The sequence below is a fragment of the Aquimarina sp. RZ0 genome (genome assembly GCF_008370685.1).
Taxonomy (GTDB): Bacteria; Bacteroidota; Bacteroidia; order Flavobacteriales; family Flavobacteriaceae; genus Aquimarina.
Window position 1 is genome coordinate 1 of sequence record NZ_VTZU01000106.1, and the last position, 18418, is coordinate 18418.

The following is an 18418-nucleotide window of genomic DNA, read 5'->3' on the forward strand; positions in this document are numbered from 1 at the left end:
CTTGCCGCTCATAAATTGTTCAAGAGCTTTCTTCTCTAGTTCTTGTTGTTCTGTATTTGTCATCTTATCTGAATAATGTGTAAATTAAAAATTTAGTATTCAGACAAGGTTATATTTACACTCTCTAATCCTACGTTTTAATTAAGCATTAAAGCCGATGGGCATCTCTTAGCTTTTTCGTGGCAGCAACTACTTCAGCATATTCTTTGATAATGTATTTTGAAATAAACAGAATTCCGTATAAAGCACCTACAACTACCACACCTTTTACAAGAGGACTTTTTAGAAGTTCTTTGGACTGATTTACCATAGTTTTCTTTATTGGCTTATTTGGCAGTTGCTTGCTTTGAGCCCTTTTTCTTCTTATTATTTTTCTTCTTTCCATAAGGTTTAAATATTATTAATTTTTGTGCAGTCAAACTGAATCGTATTAAAAATTGATTCCTTCTTTATACCAGAGAGTTGATGTCGAAGATGTTTTAGAGAATTGACTACGATGAAGTACATGGAAATTTCTGAAAAATAAATTGTTTATCCAAGCCAAAAGAACATCTAAACGTTTGTAAACGGAACCTATCGTTGCGTAAAATTATTCTTAAAAAATCACAAGTTCTTTCGTTTCCCTTTATTATAAGGACGTCCCAATTTATACCCCTAATAAATTAACTATACTATAACTGTAGTAAAAAAAGTTATGAAAATAATTTCCGGATAAATTCGACTTTACACTTACAGAATTGAATTGAGTAGGTTATACCAAATAAACATTAAAATGAACCTAGTAATTAGTTTTTATCGCACTTATATTTCATAATAAAATAATACCATAGCTGTGGCTATGCTAGGATTTTCTTATTTATCCGAGCACTATATAATTCAAATTCTTTAGGCGCATTCTAAAATTTATTTGGTATTATAGTTAAAAACACAGCACAAAAACACATTATAATCTGTACTAAAACTTGTTTTAAGAGCTTTTTAGGGCTTTAATCCTTTTAGCGGGCCACTATTATGGATTAAGTTCTTAATAGCGCGTAACCGCTTTAATTTTTGGTTAACAATTCATTTTGAATCATATTCAATGAATTTTGTAAAAATATAGTTTTCTACTTTACAATCTCTATCCATTGAAAGTTGCTTTTGCTCGCTTTTAATTTGCGAGATGTTGCAAGTAATTTTCTAGTTTTCAATATTACCATAACGAAACTTTTCCTTAGGGAAAAGTTGTAGCTCACTCCTATAGGGAAAAGTTGTAGCTCACTCCTATAGGGAAAAGTTGTAGCTCACTCCTATAGGGAAAAGTTGTAGCTCACTCCTATAGGGAAAAGTTGTAACTCCTCCTTATAGTAAAAAGTTACGTGTCATCCCTATAGGAAATACTTGAAGTCATCGCTATAGTAAAAAGTTACGTGTCATCCCTATAGGAAATACTTGAAGTCATCGCTATAGTAAAAAGTTACGTGTCATCCTTACAGGAAATACTTGAAGTCATTGCTATAGTAAAAAGTTACGTGTCATCCCTATAGGAAATACTTGAAGTCATCGCTATAGTAAAAAGTTACGTGTCATCCTTACAGGAAATACTTGAAGTCATCGCTATAGTAAAAAGTTACGTGTCATCCCTATAGGAAAAACTTGAAGTCATTGCTATAGTAAAAAGTTACGTGTCATCCCTATAGGAAAAACTTACTTCCTACCTTAAAAACAGTTAAATTATTATCCATTAGAAAATATTAAAAAGGGGTACGAAGTGTAGCAAAAATAATTCTTTAAAAACCATAAAATTCTTAAATGCAAATCGGGATGTATATTTCTGCAAAATACAGACCCCAATGGGATATGTATTCGATTCTTAATCGGGATGTATATTTTTCAAAAATACGTAGCCCAAAAACCATCATCAGACCATTATTTTCAACTGTTTTCATTTTTAACAGCGATTCTTAATCGGGATGTGTATTTAGATCTTAAAAAGACTTATAAATAAAAATTGAAATCGAGATGCGTATTTTGCAAAAATGCACAGCCCATTGAGGTGTGTATTTTTTAGTTCGATAGAGGTACGTAGACAGCTTCTTATTTTGATAATTTTGTTTACATAATGATGTGATTATTCGATTTGAACCATATGTAAACAACCATTAATTTGTGCCAATCCCGATACAAACTATCTCACAAGTACGACAACATAAATAAACGTATATTAATTTGAATTGACTTAGGTTTTGATGATTTGAATTATGTGCTCTGTACAAACCAAAACCTCAAAAAAAGGTACTACGGGTTTTGAGGTTATTGAGGTTTTGCTCCTTTTGTAGGATTTTAGCAGATGTAAATTGTAAGAAATAAATTACGTCACCCTCAAAACCTCAAAAACCTTAATAACCTCACTGGTCTTTTTTAAGGTTTTTAAGGTTTTCTAAAGTTTCTTTATATATCTAGTCTTCCTTTTTAAGTGTGTGAAGATATTGCCCGTGACCGATACGTTGTAGATATCCTTTTTCAACAAACTGCTTTATGTAGCGTTCGGCAGTCTTTTCTGGTATTTGAAGCTTATTAGCTATGCTTTTATATTCCTGAGTAACAAAAGAGGTAGGTAGTCCATCTAAAAAGCTTTCTTTCTGGTTTTTGACTTTTGGTAGTACTTGTTTCTTTTCTGGTAAATATTGATATACCTGTTGGGTATGTATTAGCAAACTTTCCACAATGGCAATAGCGTTTTCCATATCAATATCCTGACAATACAGCATATTAGAAAGGCTGTCATTTTCTAATGATCGAATGATGGTAAAGATCATTACCATACGATAACAGATAAGCCCTAAACGCATTAAAGAAGCTTCTAAGCCCGTTTTATTTAGGAATAGGAACTTGTCATACTCTTTACTGAAGAAAGCATGAAACCGTTCAATCTGGTGTGTTTGTAAATCAATCCTTATTCGACTACCAAAACCTTCCAGTCTTTGGTAGTATTGCAAGTATTGATTGCCTAACGTGTCAAAGATACTGTCCAATGATTGCTTGTTAGTGTTGACAAATACATTTCTCCATTGTTTTTGACGTTCCATTTTGTAAAAAATAAACCTACTGAATAGTCCATTTTCAGAATCAGGCATTAAGGATATTACCTGGTCAGGAGTGCCAGAAAGTATTGCTGATAATTGTGGACTGGTAATATCTACATATTCACTTGCCGTACGCCTGTAATAACTGATTTCCTCGTGATGAAAGGATTTTCTAAATCCATCACTATAATTCCCATGTTCGCTCTTAAAAGCTTGCGCAAGGGTATCCCCTTCCGTTTCAAAGATCAATCCTTTACCATCATTATTTGCCAATAATTCAAATGCTCCTGTAGCACTACTATTAGCAGGGATAAACAATAACTGATCTCTGGGCTTTTCAGGTTTCTGCGGAGTATCACCTTTTTGTTTTTTCTTCAAATCATAATATTCTGATAGCTCCACTTCATGCTGAACTTTTTGAGCATCCGTTGCATCTCTTTTTTGTTTATGGATAGGGTATACCAATTTTCTACAAAGATTAATCCTTCCTTTACCAGAAGAAGCTGGAGCGGTAACAAATAAGAACAGGTTAGGATATACTATGTTTTGATCATAAACACCATATACGTTGGGTAAACAACTACTCATTACCGTTAAACTCCCTAATAACAATAAATCCCGTTCCTGATCACTTACTGCAATGGCTGTTACTTCTTTTAAAAACTCAGGTAGTCGTTTGTAAACGGATAAGGGTATTGAAGGTAACGGAGGTTCTTTTTCCTGTTGTACTTGTTCTTCTTCCTGTTCTACAGAAACTCTTTGAGGTGTGGCCAATGTATACACCTTTTGTTTATGTGATGAAGGAGTTACGCCTGCTGCTTTTGCTAAATGAAAGAATGAGCCTAAAGTAGCACCGGGTTTATTACTTTGTAAACATTTTCTATATTGTTGCTTACAAGCAGTAAAAACATATTTTACGTAGTTTTTGCTCACAGTATGAAATAATTCCTCTCCCATACTGCCAAAAGCATCTGCAAAAGCAAACCCAATTTTAATCCAATCCCTATAATTGGCGGTAATATCGATTCCCGACACCTCCAGCTTAGAAACTACCTCTTTTACTTTATCATAATCATCAAAAGAAGTAGTAATTTCCTGAATAGCTGTTTTATCAGATTTCTTATTCTCCTCATTAATCTCTGCTTTGAGATATTTTTTAGGCTCAAATTTTAGCATCAGCTTTGCATTTTGGATGGATATAAGTATCGGGGTCATACGGTAAAAGACAACCTCTACTTACATCACTTCCAGAAGTATCAATTTGGATGTTATAGGTTTCTTTTATGTAGTTAATGACTGCCTGAAAATATTGTGTATGTGAAACTTCAGCTAATGAAATTTTAATGATCCATTTCAGACCATTTCCCCTTGGAGACATAAATAGTAGTTGGGCTGGAAAATATGGGTCTTTTAACAGCGTCTTTCTAATATCTATTAATTCCTGTTTGGTAGGGATTCCATCAATATCAAGGGTCAATAACTTAGAGTATGTTCTAAGCGAGCTATTGTTTCGTTTGGTAAACACTCCAGAAAAGGTGACATAGTCAAAGTGTTTTTTCTTGTATTCTTTTTGTTTTTTCTCTGAAGAGAGCTTTCTTAAGTATTCGGTAGGATGCTTACGGGAGATATCCGTAAGCATCTGGTACACTTCTGATAAACCAATGGTTTTTGTTGGAATAAGATTGTAGAGATTTTTAGAAAAATAACTAAACCGTGATTCCCATTCTGTATCTGGAATACGATCCAGAAAGTTCTGAATATCCTCTTGTCTAAGTTCATATGTGGATAGCTTTGTCTCTAAGTTTAAATGCAAGCTATCATTAATGGTTAGCAACAATTCGATTTCGGTGTCTTTTCTAAAATACAATTGTGCAAAATCAAATACATCGCCCTGGAAATCTTTGTTTTCCAAATCCTTATAAACAGCAACATTGTTTACTACCGTTATTTGTAAACTTTTTCTGTAATGTGAAGCAAAAGGATTGTAGGTTGATTTACACTCCCTTCCGCTTACTCGAAGTTCGGTTTCTTTCGGGTAATACTGCCGTAGGATATAGGCAAATATCTTCAGTCCGTAATGGGTTTTACCCAAAATCGTTTCTTTTGTAATCATAAGTAACCTATTAAGTGATTTTAACTCTTTTAAAATACATTCACAAAAGACAATAGGCGCTCACCCCTGTCCAACAGGAAGCACGCATACGCTCTATCAGAGCGCTTTAATCTGTCAATAGTGATGGTAATATGAAATACAACTAGAATTTCTTTGATAGAAATGGTAGTATGTATTATAGATCAATAACAGCGTAATGGGTAGGCGTATATACGCTGTATGTTATTGAATAGAAGTATTTAAAGATTATACTACTTTTCTTGATCTTCGTTTAGTTTTATACAGAATGGTGGATTTGTTTACTTTATAGTTTTTCAGTTCATCCGCAGTACATTCCAAATGAGATGCAATCATATCCAGATCCTGAGCAGGGATATCTGTGTGGTCATTTGTCAGTAAATTACAATAGCGATTAAAAGTCCTTGCTGTTTTTTTTAACCCCGTAATGATCTTTTCTTTAGTAGCCTTATATTTTGCTACAGGTAGCTCTGCCAACTTTTCCTTAATACAATACTTATAGTCTTTCATAAGTTTTAATTTTGATAATTATGTAAACCAATTAAATTGACAAATAATTCATGAAAAATACAGGAATCCAGAAATTCTGTAGTTCTGTAATACAATCAACCCCAGTTTGATTATAAAACCTGTATTTTAAACAAAAACTTGTCTTTTAAAAAACATATTTTTCTTCTTGAAAGAAAATTTCTTCCACAAATGTAAAGTATTTTTATTTACATTTTGTAACTTTGTTGAGACAAATTTGTCCTAACCCATAAAAATATAATTATGAATACCCAAGACCCTTCTGAAAGATATCATCACGGGAAGATTCTGAAAGATTATATTATTAAGAATAATCTCAATCGTAAAGGTGGTATGAACAGATTAGCACTAGCTTTACATATGAGCCGTCAAGGGGTATATGGTTTATACAAACAGGAAGTCATCAAACATTATAATAGACAAGCTATTATTGAGTATTTCGATTTACCTGATGATTTCTTTCCTAATCCAGATGAAAAAGAGGATGAATATAATTTGATGTTTAGGGAGTATGTGAATGCGAAAATGAAAATAGAACAACTGGAAGATGATTTGAATAAAGCCCAGGCACGATACACAACAAGGTTGGTAATGGACAATTTAGTCTATGATCCTGAAAACAAAGAATGCCATAATGTACACGTCATAATGGGGCCCAATACTGAAAATTATGTCCAACACTATTTTGATCCGTTGTACTTGGATCGCCTTACAAAAATGATAATTCCTAACTTGCAAGGAGCATTTGCTTTTGAGGTTGGGGATATAGGTATGGCAGAAGTAGGGGGATTACCTGGTTCCCTGGCTTTAAGCAACGATCTTATTGAATTTTATGAAAACATCGAGGAAAACACACCCTATATTATTGTTTACAATAGTCTTAAATATGGTTCAGGGATTTGCTGTAGATATGTATCATATTTCCGAAGAAAATTTAGGTTATTTTCTCCCAACAAATCCATAAGTGACATTGAACTTTCGCAATTTGAAGTGGAACAAATATGGGAAGTAAAACAGTTTTTAGAATTACCTGAAGAACAATACAGGAAGTTTTTAGAGGATAGTGTGGAGGATGATTTTAGGTAAAAAAGAAAGAGTGAAATGTTAACTCATAAAGGGAATTTGTATTTACCCGGATGTATATTAATAATTAAACGTAAGAAAAACATGAATTTAGAAAATGATTTTAAAAATCTAACAGAGAGTATTGATGCCCAATCTAAAGAAATGATCAAGGATTTTCAAGATCATTTAGCAGAGGTGAAAGAAGTTCATCCAGAAGTAAATGACCGGATGATTTTTGAAGGTTGGGCAATTCAGAAGATAGCAGGCTTACAAGTGATCATAAAAGAATTAGCAAAAGACAATCAACGATTGAGAAATTTTAGTAATTTGAATTAATAAAAAAACTTTAATAGGGTCTTATGTCATATTTAGCATCTATTCATATAAAAGCGGATAGAGAACATCCTTATCCATATAATGTTCCGGCAATAAAGTTTGCCAAAAACATTGATGTGTCTAATAACATCACTTTTATTATCGGAGAAAATGGTTCTGGAAAATCTACATTGCTAGAATCTATTGCCTTTAGATTGCAGCTTCCTCATATGGATGGTAGAGGATATGATAAGAAATGTTTTGACGCGGCCAGAAAACTATTGCCTTATTTAGAATTGAACTGGAATATAGAACGTTCCGTTGGTTTTTTCTTTAGAGCAGAAGATTTTGGGGATTATCTAAATAGTGTACACCGAACTGATGTAAATTTACATAATCAAATGGGATATTTAGATCAAGAAGTTCCAGATCATGTTATTCAACAAATGAAAGATAGTGCCAATTATCAATTACATAAGGTTCGTAAAAATTATGGACAAGAGTTGGATACATTCTCTCACGGAGAAGCTTATATGCATATAATGAACGAAATGGTAAATCAGCGAGGTATATATCTACTGGATGAACCTGAAGCTTCCCTATCCCCTTCAAAACAATTGGCGTTTATTTATTTTTTACAAGAACATTTACAAAACTTCGATTCTCAATTCATCATTGCCACGCATTCTCCAATGCTAATGGCATATCCGGAAGCTTCGATTTATGAAATTACCGATAGTGATATGAAAAAGACCTCTCTGGAGGAAACAGATCATTATTCCATTACAAAATCCTTTCTTAATAATCCAAGAGCATTCTTAAGGCATTTCTAAGCATAGCAGACTATCGTTACAATTCTTCGATTTCAATTAAATTGGATGTACAGCACATTTTCGTAAATAGAAATTTTAATGGCTTTTCAATTTCATTAAATGTCTGGTTTTATTGATCTTTTGGTTAAAAAAAATAGAATTATAAACAAAACAATGAATTAATACGACAGCCTCTAAAATTAATATTACTAAATGTAAAAGGAGTTAGTGTCATTTAAAGCCCAATATTAAGGAAGCTTTTAAGATATAGTAGCTTAAAACTGAACTAGATCTAAAAAGTATTTTAATAAGGGAAATTTTAACTAAATTAGATTTCGGATATCAAAAAGAAAATAAACAAGATAATATATATCTGAACTGTTTAATTTCATCGAGAAAAGAAAAAAGATTAATGGCTAAAATTCTTAATTGGTTAAAATACTACAGAGCTTCATTGATTGATGGTAGTAGAGGTGAAAAGAACAATATCTTTCCTAATCCACTTCAAAGAGATAGTAGCACATTAAGTTATATTACTGAAAATGAAATGACAGTAATATGGGATGACCAAAAAATTGTGAAGTTCAATTTTAAACCTATTACAGTTACCAATATAAATGATGATGAATTTAATGAAAATGATGGTTTAAATAATATTGATTTTGAAAAATCAGAAGATAGGATTATTCAAAATGGAGATTTAACGGAAATTAATAAAATAGAAATAGCTCCCATATCTATTACAACTGTTATAGAACATGGCTATAAAATGGGAAATATTAAGTTACATTATCCTTTTTGGATTCCTGCTTATGTTAGTAAAACAGGAGAGTTATATCCGCCCAAAGAAGGAGAAACACCTTTGTTTGTTAGAAATTACTTAGAGCCAAACCCAAGAGATTTACCTACCATTGCTTTAATGGAAGTTTTAGACGAAAAGCTAAAAAACAGAGATTTTAACACAACTAATTGGTCTAACTATTGGAAAGATTGTGAACACTTTTTTAAGGCAGTAAGTGGTAAATACTTCAAAGATTATAAAGATTCAGAGTACCATCAATTTAGTATTTGTAAATTAGAAGAAAGTAATACTACCAGAAACATCCTAAATCTATATAATGATTTGGTTTTTGACAAAAATGCCAAAAAACAAAAATATCCAATACTCGAAAAAGTTTTAGAGATTGAAGAAGAAGCAAAAAATTATGATTTAAGTGATGTTGAGATATTTCTAAACCCTAATCATTTTGGGCAAATGAATGGAGAATTTCCTCTCTCTCTATCACAAAGAGTTGCCTTTGCTCAATTTACTTCAAAACACAATCAAAAAACATTTGCCATTAACGGTCCACCAGGTACCGGAAAGACCACAATATTACAAAGCGTAATAGCTAATACTATAACTAATGCTGTTTTAAAAAAGGAAAACGCTCCTTTAATGGTTGGCTGTTCAACCAATAATCAAGCTATCACGAATATATTAGATAGTATGAAGTTAAAAGAAACCTCTAATACCCTTTTTAATAGATGGCTTCCAGAAGTTAGTTCATTTGGTTTGTATTTAGCAGCTTCATCTAAAGGTAAGGAAGCATCTAAAGAATATCAGGTAGCAACTACAAATTTTTTAAATGATGGTTTTGTTAGGCAATTAGATGATAAAGCTAAAATTTTGGATTATGAAGATTTCTTTAAATCAAAATTTCAAGCTCATTTTCAAATTCACACTACTGATGATGATTTTGATATACTTGATTACCTATTTGAAGTTATTAAATCTACAAAATCACAGATTAATAAAACCACTAAAATTGCTTTAAGAAAATACGAGGTACCAGAAATTTTAAAACAAAATGGTTATAAAAATTATGAAGAGCTTATTGTAAAAATAAAAGAGATTATAACTTCAATTCAAAAGAATCAAGAAATACAGAAGCAATTAAAACAAATACAAAACAATCTTTTAGAAAGAAATAAAGAGATTCCTTTTTATGTTAAATTACTACCACTTAAAAAGTTTAGAACCATAAGAGAAAGTGCCTACAAATTAGTTATTCAACCATTTTATAGGGAGTTTCCAGAAAACTTTAAATGGTATAGATATGGATTAGTAAACGCTGAAATTGAAAGTTTTTTGTTTAAAACAATAAACGAAGAACAAGAATTAAATCGGTTACTTTCGGAGTTATCTGAATTGAAAAAGGATATTGATTTTAGAAATGATGAGCATGAAAAATTTGTTATTTATTGGTTAGATAATTATGGAGAAAAATGGAAGGATTTGATTCAAAAAACAAAACAAGAATATAGCAACTTAGCGGTACTTGAAGATACAGCTGCTAAATTAGATGTTTCATACAGGAATGAACTATTTTGGTCTTGTATACATTATAGAGAGTGGGAATATATTCAAGAATTAAAACAAACAGAAGCTGAGAATAAAGAGAGAGGTAAAAGTCCTTATGTTACTAAATTAAAGAGATTAGCAAAAGTAACCCCTTTATTTATTTCTACATTTCATACCCTACCAAAATTTAGCACCTATTATAAATATCCAGAGGGTAATCGATTTTATAAAGAATTATTTGATTTAATGATTGTGGATGAAGCAGGTCAAGTATCTCCTGAAGTTGCTGCCCCATCATTAACATTTACAAAAAAAATACTTGCTGTAGGTGATGTATATCAAATTGAACCAGTTTGGGGAATTGTAAAAGGAGTAGATTATGTAAATGCCGAAAAGTATAATATAATAAATAATGAAGAAGATTTTGAGGCTGTTGATAATTTAGGATTTACAGCTTCTAATGGTAACCTAATGAAAATGATAAAAAAAACTACTCCATTTTCATTTATACACAGTAATGGAGAATCTGAAAAAGGTGCTTACTTATTAGAACACAGAAGGTGCTTAAATCCTATAATAGAATATTCAAAAGAAAATATATATAAAGGCTCTTTAAAATTAATGGTTGGTAATAATCATGATAAAGAACATAAATTACCACCATTAGGATATATACATATAGATGGTACTTCTGAAAAACATAAAGGAAGTAGTAGAAAAAACATAAAAGAGGCAAATGCTATTATCCAATGGGTTATAAATAATAAAGAAAAATTGGAGACAGCTTACAATAAACCATTAAGTGAAATATTGGCTATTATCACTCCTTTTTCTGCTCAAAAAATAATATTGAAACAACTTTTAAATAAACACCTTGATAAAGATATTACTGATAATTTAATTGTAGGTACTGTACATGCTTTGCAAGGAGCTGAAAGACCAATTATTTTATTCTCTGCAGTACACGATACAAAAGACAAAATGTTGTTTTTTGATTATCAGGGTAAGTTCAATATGCTCAATGTCGCTTTGACTAGAGCCAAACACTCTTTTATTGTAATTGGAAATATGGCTATTTTAAACCCCAAAGATAGTTCTCCATCTGGAAGATTAGGAGCTACATTATTTTCAAAAGAAGCCTATGCTTTAGATGATTCTTTTATATATAAATCTGACATTGTCTATTCTAAATCAAAGGATTATGAGGTGACACGAATAGATACATTAGAATCTCATAGAAGTTGTTTAAAAAAAGTATTTAGAGTTGCTAGGAAAGAATTAATAGTCTTTTCTCCATTTATATCCATTAATGCTATTCAAAAAGATGAAATAGAAAAGCATATTAAAGAATCTGTAGATAAGGATGTCAAGGTCAGAATTATTACAGATAAAACTTTTGATATAGATAAGCAAACTCAACGGTTAAAACCATACTCTGAAAAAGGAAGAAATGCCATAGAAAATGTAGGAGCTAATCTTTTGATTGACAATGGTATTCATAATAAAACCATTTGTGTGGATGATGCCATTTTAATAGAAGGTTCATTTAATTGGTTATCAGCAACCAGAGATAAGAAAAGTCCTTATCATAAAAAGAATGCGTCTGTGATTATTCAGGGAGATAAAGTAAAAGAGGATATAGAAAGAATCAAGAAGAATTTTAAAGTATAATCATAATATGGAAAATAGAGGTTCTATATGGAGAAAGTGGGATTTACACATTCACTCTCCTTATTCTTATGGTACTTCCAATAAGTATAAAGAAACTACAGTAGCAGAGTTTTGCGATAAAATATTAGAAAAACAAATAAGTGTTATAGGGTTAACCAATTATTTTTGGATATCTGAGAAAGAATATGAAGAAGCCATAAAATGTCTAGAAACCAAATGTTTTGTAATCCCAAATTTTGAATTTCGAGTTAGTGATAAGAATAAAAAGGGACAGTACATAAATGTACATATTCTGTTCAATCCTAAACTACCCATATCTGACATACATAAATCTCTAAGTAGAGTAAAACTCTGTAATGAAGATGCTAAGTATTGTAATTTAGAAGACATCCAATCTGTAGGTTTTGATTCAGTATATGTAGACTTAGAAAGTTTACTTAAAGTACTAAAACGAGATTTTAAAGAGGTTGATGATTTCTTAATTTCTACTCCTTATTATGGTTATGGAGGTTTTAAACAAGATGAAAAGCCAAGAAACATAAAAATGGAGTTGAAATATGATAAAAAAACTCAAATGATTTTTGGTAATAAATCAGCAGAAGATGTCTTTTTTAATGACAGAAATTATAAATTAAAAGATGATGAAAATAACATAATAGAACATATCCAAACAAGAATCAAACCAGTTTTGAAGTGTAGTGATGCGCATGAATTAGAAGGTGTTAATGATTATACCTGGATAAAATCAGATCCTACTTTTGAAGGTTTAAAGCAAATAATTTATGAATCAAAATTAAGGTGCAAAATACAAAAAGAGAACCCTGACAAGAAAATACCTCATAAGTGCATAAAAAGTGTTTCTTTTAAGGGTCATAGTGATTTTATTGAAAATAAGATCTTCTTTAATAATGACTTGAATACTATAATAGGTGGCAAATCTTCTGGAAAATCACTACTTCTACATTACATTGCTAATACTATAAATTATAAGTACTCAGTTAAGCAGCAAAATCCAAACAATAAGAATATAGAAGATAAGCTGAAAGATAAATATGGCTTTTCTGAACAACAAAATTTTGATTTCGAGATAACTTGGAATGATGATGTTACCTATAAATTTTCTGAAAGAGAAACAGTTAAGGATAGAAAGTTTGTATATATCCCTCAGTCCTACATCTTAAATCTTACAGAGAACATTAGGAACAAATCAAGAAAAACTTTAGGAAAATTTATTAGAGAAATATTAATACAAGATGAAAGTAGTAATGAGTTATATCAAGAGTTTCTAAAAGCAGTTAAAGAGCTAGATAATTCAAGAGATGGTCAAATAGATTTATATTTTAAAAATGAGGATGCTGTAAAAACACTTGAAACTGAAAAAAAGGGGATAGGAGATAAAGAAGGAATTCAAAATTATATTAAATCACAAGATTTAATATTACAAACTCTTAAAAAGAATGCTAACATTACAGATAATGAGTTAAATAGGTATGACTCTCTAAATAGTAGATTAGAAAAAATAAATGCCTATGATTCAGATTTAAAATTAGAACTAAACGAAATAAAAGAAAGTATTGATCAACAAAAATCTTCATTTTCTTATGAATATAGCTCAGAAGACTTTGAATATAATTCAGCTAAAGAATTCATTAAAAAATACAATGAGATAGTTTTAGAATCTGATAAAAAGCTAGATGAGTTGAATTATGAGATTGTAAAAAAAGAATCTTCTATTACAGAAAGGATTAATAGCTTAAAACTCAATATAGAAGAAGAGTTAAAACCAATCACTTCTAAATTAAAAGAGAAAACAAAGATTAAAGCTATTGAAGATACCATTAAAAAGGAGAAAACTAAACTCAATAGAATTGAAAAAATAGAAGAATTAATAAATGCTTACCATACACAGGAAAGAATAAAAATTAAGACTAAAATCATTCAATTTTATAAAGACGCCTATGATGAATATGATAAAATAATTGATGTGCTAAATAAAAGAAGTAAAGATTTTGAAGATATTAACTTGATAGGAACTGTAAAATTTTATCACAAGAGATATAGAGAAAACCTTTTACCTTTTTTCAATTTTAATTCTAAAAAGACTAAAGAACTTCTTGAAACTAATTTATGTAAAGACCATGGTAAATTATTACCCGAAATTGTCTATGATAATCATATTAAAGAAATAGAAAGTGTTTTTGATAAAATAGTCCACGAAGAACTTCCTTTCAATAAGCACAGGGAAAAAAAGGATTGTGTAAAAGTTCTTTTCAAAGATGAATTTTTTGATTATTGGGAATTGAGAATTAAAAATGACGAAATGGCTAATATGTCTCCAGGTAAAGCTAACCTTGTTATTTTGAAGCTATTAGTAGAGTTAAGTGAATCGGATGCTCCAATATTAATAGACCAACCAGAGGACAACCTTGATAACAGGTCTATATATCATGATTTAGTTCAATTTTTAAGAAAGAGAAAAGTTGATAGACAAATTATTATTGTTAGCCATAATCCAAACATAGTAGTTTCTGCGGATTCTGAAAATGTAATAGTGGCAAATCAAAGCGACCAAGATGAAGGAAGAGACAATAAAGATTGTAGATTCGAATATATAAATGGTGCTTTAGAGAATTCATTTAAACTTTCAGATGATAAAAAAGAAGATATAGGTATTTTAAAATCTATTGGAATTAGAGAACATGTAACTGACATCCTTGAAGGTGGAGAAGAAGCATTTTTAAAACGAGAAGAAAAATATGGCTTTTGAAAGAAGTATAAAATCAGCCATAATTAAAGAAACGGGTGAGATTATTCAATCAGATGATTATTTCAAGAATAAGCAAAATGGTGATGAAATCAGAACAGAATACAATCGAAGTAATATTACTTTTCTTTGTTTAGAATGCAAACAAAAGTTAAGTCTTTCTAAAAGCAATAAACGTACTTTTTATTTAAAGCATTTTCCTAATTCTGAGTACTGCGAACTAAAAGAAGAATCATTATCAATAAGAGAGCAAGAAGTTTACAATGAAATATTAATTGCTAAAGAATCTCCAAGACACATTTTTTTAAAAAACAAAATAGGAGAGCTCCTAAAAGAAACTAAAGATGTTTCTGAAGTGAAAATTGATCAATATTTTATTTTTAACGATAAAGGAGAGAAAAGAAGACCAGATGTGTATTGTAAGTATTTAGACAAGGAAATTGTGTTCGAAATTCAACTATCTAATTTGTCTCAAAAATATATTTTGGGTAGACATGATTTTTATAAAGCAAAAGGAATGTATCTAATATGGATTTTAGATAATTTTGATGTAGAAGGTAATACAACCACAGAGTTAGATATTAAGTATTTATTTAAGCATCAAAATTACTTCAGATTTAGAGATGCGTCTAATTTTCGGCTGAACTGTAAGTTTAAGCAAACTCATCTAAATGCGATTAATCAATTTTATGATAAATGGAATGAGGTGGATATTACTTTAGATAAATTGCAGTTTGATGAAAGAAACAATGAAGTCTATTTTTATAATTTTCTTAAAAACAAGAATGAAGTACAAGTTATTCAAAAAAGAAATCAAATAGTATTAGAAAAAACAAGAAAGGAGAAAGAAGAACAGAAAGAGCAAGATAGAATAGCTTATGAAATTCATAATTTTATTCAAGCTATAGGCAATGAAAAAGAAAAATATAAGCCTAATTTTAATAGACTGAAAAAAAAATTAAATAATTATGAAGAAGCTGAAATAGAGTTTTTAAATCAAAAATTAAAGTTAGATGAAAGAGGGAAATTATTTATTTGGTTTGAAAAAAGTAGCGAATCAGATTATGATTTTTTAAGATTTATTCTAGGATCTTATGATATAGATCTGGATGTTAATAAGACCAATAAATCTGGTCAAAATGTTTTTTACTATCTATTTAACAATGATGAAATTTACCAAAAAGAAAAGTTTCTAAAATTATTATTTAGAAGAGGCTTTAAATTTGAGAAAAAAGATCACTCAATACTAAAAGATTATTTTAAAGACTCTTATGATAATTTTCAAAGAAGTAATTTGGTTTTTGAGCTTGCCAATAATACTCCTAAATGGTTAATTGATACTTTATTCGAATATAAATCCCAAAGAGTACTTTGTGTTATAGAGAGTTGCTTAAATAAAAAAATAGTAGGTTTTAAAATTAAAGGATGGATAGCCTTGTTTAACTATGCAATTCATAATTTTTCAGAGTATTGGGAGTATATAGAAAAAGCTCTTAAAAGCAATAATTTATTTGATGAAATGATAGCTATCGATAAAAAAGGAACTTTTCAAAATAAGCTCAAAAAGCACAATAACAGTCAACTTGAACATAATCGAGATTTTAATGATTTATTTCAGCATTTATATCCAGAATTATGTCATTAAAGAAAAACAAATATGTATACATCAAAAAATATGCTTTTAGAAATAGAGACAAAAACATTGGTAATTTAGATGATTTTCGAAATGATATAATTACTTTATTAGGAGATGATATTTTTGAGTATGAGACATTGGATGAAATCATTTATAACTCATTAAGAATTATATATCCCATTAATAAAAACCTTAGAAATGATGAGTCATCTGTTCTAAGCAAATCTTATCAAGTGTTAGAACACTTTGGACTTAATAGAACACTAAAGGCTAATCTTTATAGAATTGGAGATAATGGAGAGCATATTCCTATAGATAAAAAAGAACCAAATTTAACTCCAAAAGATAAATATTTAAATGAGATCATAAGGCTCAAAGATTTACCTAAAACGCATTTTGACTATTTAAAGGAAGAATCAGAATATCATTTATTGGAGATAACAAAATTGGTGACTAAGTACTCCAATACAACTTTTATTTCTAAAAATTATTTAAAAGAAGAAAGGCCTCCTTCTAATCAAAAAGAAAGAATGCTTTTGGATTATTATAAAAGATGTATAGCTGAACAACAGGATATTCTAGCGTATATATATGGAAATAAAATTAGAGATAGAGCAATTTCCAAAGCAACTAAAATGCCTTTTAATTTATCTGCTTGGAATCTAGGTGGAATTTTTGATTTTCCATACTATTCTTCACGTGTATATTCAGAAGGCTACTTTAATCATGAATCGATTGAAAAAGTATATCATCGTTTAGTAGACACAACTGTTTATGAAGAAGACAAAAATTATAGAAACTTGTATTTTAATAACAAGCGTCTTTTTTATTCAAAACTTTTTAAGGAGTATCCCACTAAACAATATTTCAAGGATATTGGATATTACATTGAGGTATTACCAATAACCCAGCAAAGAAAAAGAGTAATCAATGAACTTGAATTTTTATTCAAAAAACAAAAATGGATTAGTTTTTATGGTATTACTTTAACTCAAATAGAAGGACTTTTTGCTGATATGTCTACAATTATGGGAGCAAAAGTGAAGAGAAGAATTTATGATAAAATAAATGCAGTTAGGGAATCTGATATTTTAAATTATTTAGATTACTATCAGTATCACATTCCTCAAATGAGGAATAAGTTTATGCATGGAGAATTGAATGGCCTAGAAAGTGATAAACTTAACTCTTATGATTTATTAACCGATATAAGATTCTTGTTGAAATTCTTTTATGAGCTAGACAACCCACTGGTTCAACTAAAAAAAATATTAGCCAAACAAAGCTATATTTTTCCCACATTTAATGAAATTGTCTCTTTTTTTAAAATTTTAGATGATAATAATTCATCTCTTAAAGAATATGTGAAGAATAATTTAAGTGAAATAAGACATTTTCTTCACCTGAATTTGGTTGCTAACAAGAATATAGATGTTTTGGTAATCAATTTAGAAGAAGATATTAATAATAATATTTCTCGGGTAACAGAGTTTTTAAATCGTATTTTCTCTAAAAATGATATTGACCTGGATACATATAACCCTAAAACAATTAAGTCATTTTTTGAAAATGCTGAGAATAATATTCTTCTAAAATCTGAGATCTTTTTAATTGGTAATGAAATAGAGACCATTTCAGAATGCGCTCTTTTTATGAAAAAATATAAAAAATGGCTTACTGGTTTAGAGCAAGATATAGCTTGGATTTTAGAAGATATGTCCAAAAATTATAGTTCTAACTTAAACAAACTTTCAGTATTATTACAATTTAAAGAATAATATTTTTCCATATTCAAACCAAGCTGAATTATTTAGCACGTGAATGTTATAAAAACATAATCTTAGCCTAGTATTTAGAATAAGTAGTAATGAAAGTAAATCAGAGTGTAACTCTTATAAAGTTATTAATGACACAGAATGGGTTTTTATAAATGCTTCTAATTCAAATAAATAATCAATAGAGGAAGTGTAATTATAACCCTGTCTCAGGGTTAAGCCCCAGGAGGGCTCTGGAAGCTAGCTTCCAGAGCCCTCCTGGGGCTTGGTCGCTAAATCGAGTGCTATCCGATCCCCAAATTTAATATATAA

Annotated in this window: 11 protein-coding genes; 7 read left to right on the plus strand and 4 right to left on the minus strand. The window is 29.8% G+C overall.

What is annotated here, in order from left to right; translation table 11 throughout:
* Positions 1–148 precede the first annotated feature (148 nt).
* The 4 genes from F0000_RS24865 to F0000_RS24880 form a co-directional block, all read right to left on the minus strand.
* Positions 149–385, minus strand: coding sequence for a hypothetical protein (locus F0000_RS24865; protein ID WP_149627425.1), 237 nt, complete (start codon positions 383–385; stop codon positions 149–151).
* 2053 nt (positions 386–2438) lie between these two features.
* The gene (locus F0000_RS24870; RefSeq protein WP_188112271.1) at positions 2439–4241 is read right to left on the minus strand and encodes a DUF3987 domain-containing protein; all 1803 of its coding nucleotides are present in this window, start codon (positions 4239–4241) and stop codon (positions 2439–2441) included.
* A complete protein-coding gene (locus F0000_RS24875) occupies positions 4228–5178 on the minus strand; it encodes a BT4734/BF3469 family protein (RefSeq protein WP_149627427.1) in 951 nt (316 codons plus the stop codon). Before F0000_RS24875 ends, F0000_RS24870 begins: the two co-directional genes overlap by 14 nt.
* Before the next feature lie 246 nt (positions 5179–5424).
* The gene (locus F0000_RS24880; RefSeq protein WP_149627428.1) at positions 5425–5706 is read right to left on the minus strand and encodes a hypothetical protein; all 282 of its coding nucleotides are present in this window, start codon (positions 5704–5706) and stop codon (positions 5425–5427) included.
* A 261-nt stretch (positions 5707–5967) separates the two neighbouring features.
* Here F0000_RS24880 and F0000_RS24885 point away from each other — a divergent pair, with 261 nt between their 5' ends.
* The 7 genes from F0000_RS24885 (at position 5968) to F0000_RS24915 (ending at position 18109) form a co-directional block, all read left to right on the plus strand.
* The gene (locus F0000_RS24885; protein WP_149627429.1) at positions 5968–6810 is read left to right on the plus strand and encodes a hypothetical protein; all 843 of its coding nucleotides are present in this window, start codon (positions 5968–5970) and stop codon (positions 6808–6810) included.
* 81 nt (positions 6811–6891) lie between these two features.
* Positions 6892–7125: a hypothetical protein gene (locus tag F0000_RS24890; protein ID WP_149627430.1), complete on the plus strand. Its 234-nt coding sequence runs from the start codon at positions 6892–6894 to the stop codon at positions 7123–7125.
* A gap of 23 nt (positions 7126–7148) precedes the next feature.
* Positions 7149–7937 (plus strand): AAA family ATPase, encoded by a 789-nt coding sequence (locus F0000_RS24895; RefSeq protein WP_149627431.1) that lies wholly within the window; start codon positions 7149–7151, stop codon positions 7935–7937.
* A 391-nt stretch (positions 7938–8328) separates the two neighbouring features.
* The gene (locus F0000_RS24900; RefSeq protein ID WP_149627432.1) at positions 8329–11931 is read left to right on the plus strand and encodes an AAA domain-containing protein; all 3603 of its coding nucleotides are present in this window, start codon (positions 8329–8331) and stop codon (positions 11929–11931) included.
* A 7-nt stretch (positions 11932–11938) separates the two neighbouring features.
* Positions 11939–14698: a TrlF family AAA-like ATPase gene (locus tag F0000_RS24905; RefSeq protein ID WP_149627433.1), complete on the plus strand. Its 2760-nt coding sequence runs from the start codon at positions 11939–11941 to the stop codon at positions 14696–14698.
* Positions 14688–16340 carry a DUF6035 family protein gene (locus F0000_RS24910; protein WP_149627434.1) on the plus strand — a complete coding sequence of 551 codons (1653 nt, stop codon included), beginning with the start codon at positions 14688–14690 and terminating at the stop codon, positions 16338–16340. The genes F0000_RS24905 and F0000_RS24910 overlap by 11 nt, the downstream gene beginning before the upstream one ends.
* Positions 16331–18109 carry a hypothetical protein gene (locus tag F0000_RS24915; RefSeq protein ID WP_149627435.1) on the plus strand — a complete coding sequence of 593 codons (1779 nt, stop codon included), beginning with the start codon at positions 16331–16333 and terminating at the stop codon, positions 18107–18109. The genes F0000_RS24910 and F0000_RS24915 overlap by 10 nt, the downstream gene beginning before the upstream one ends.
* Positions 18110–18418: the final 309 nt, after the last annotated feature.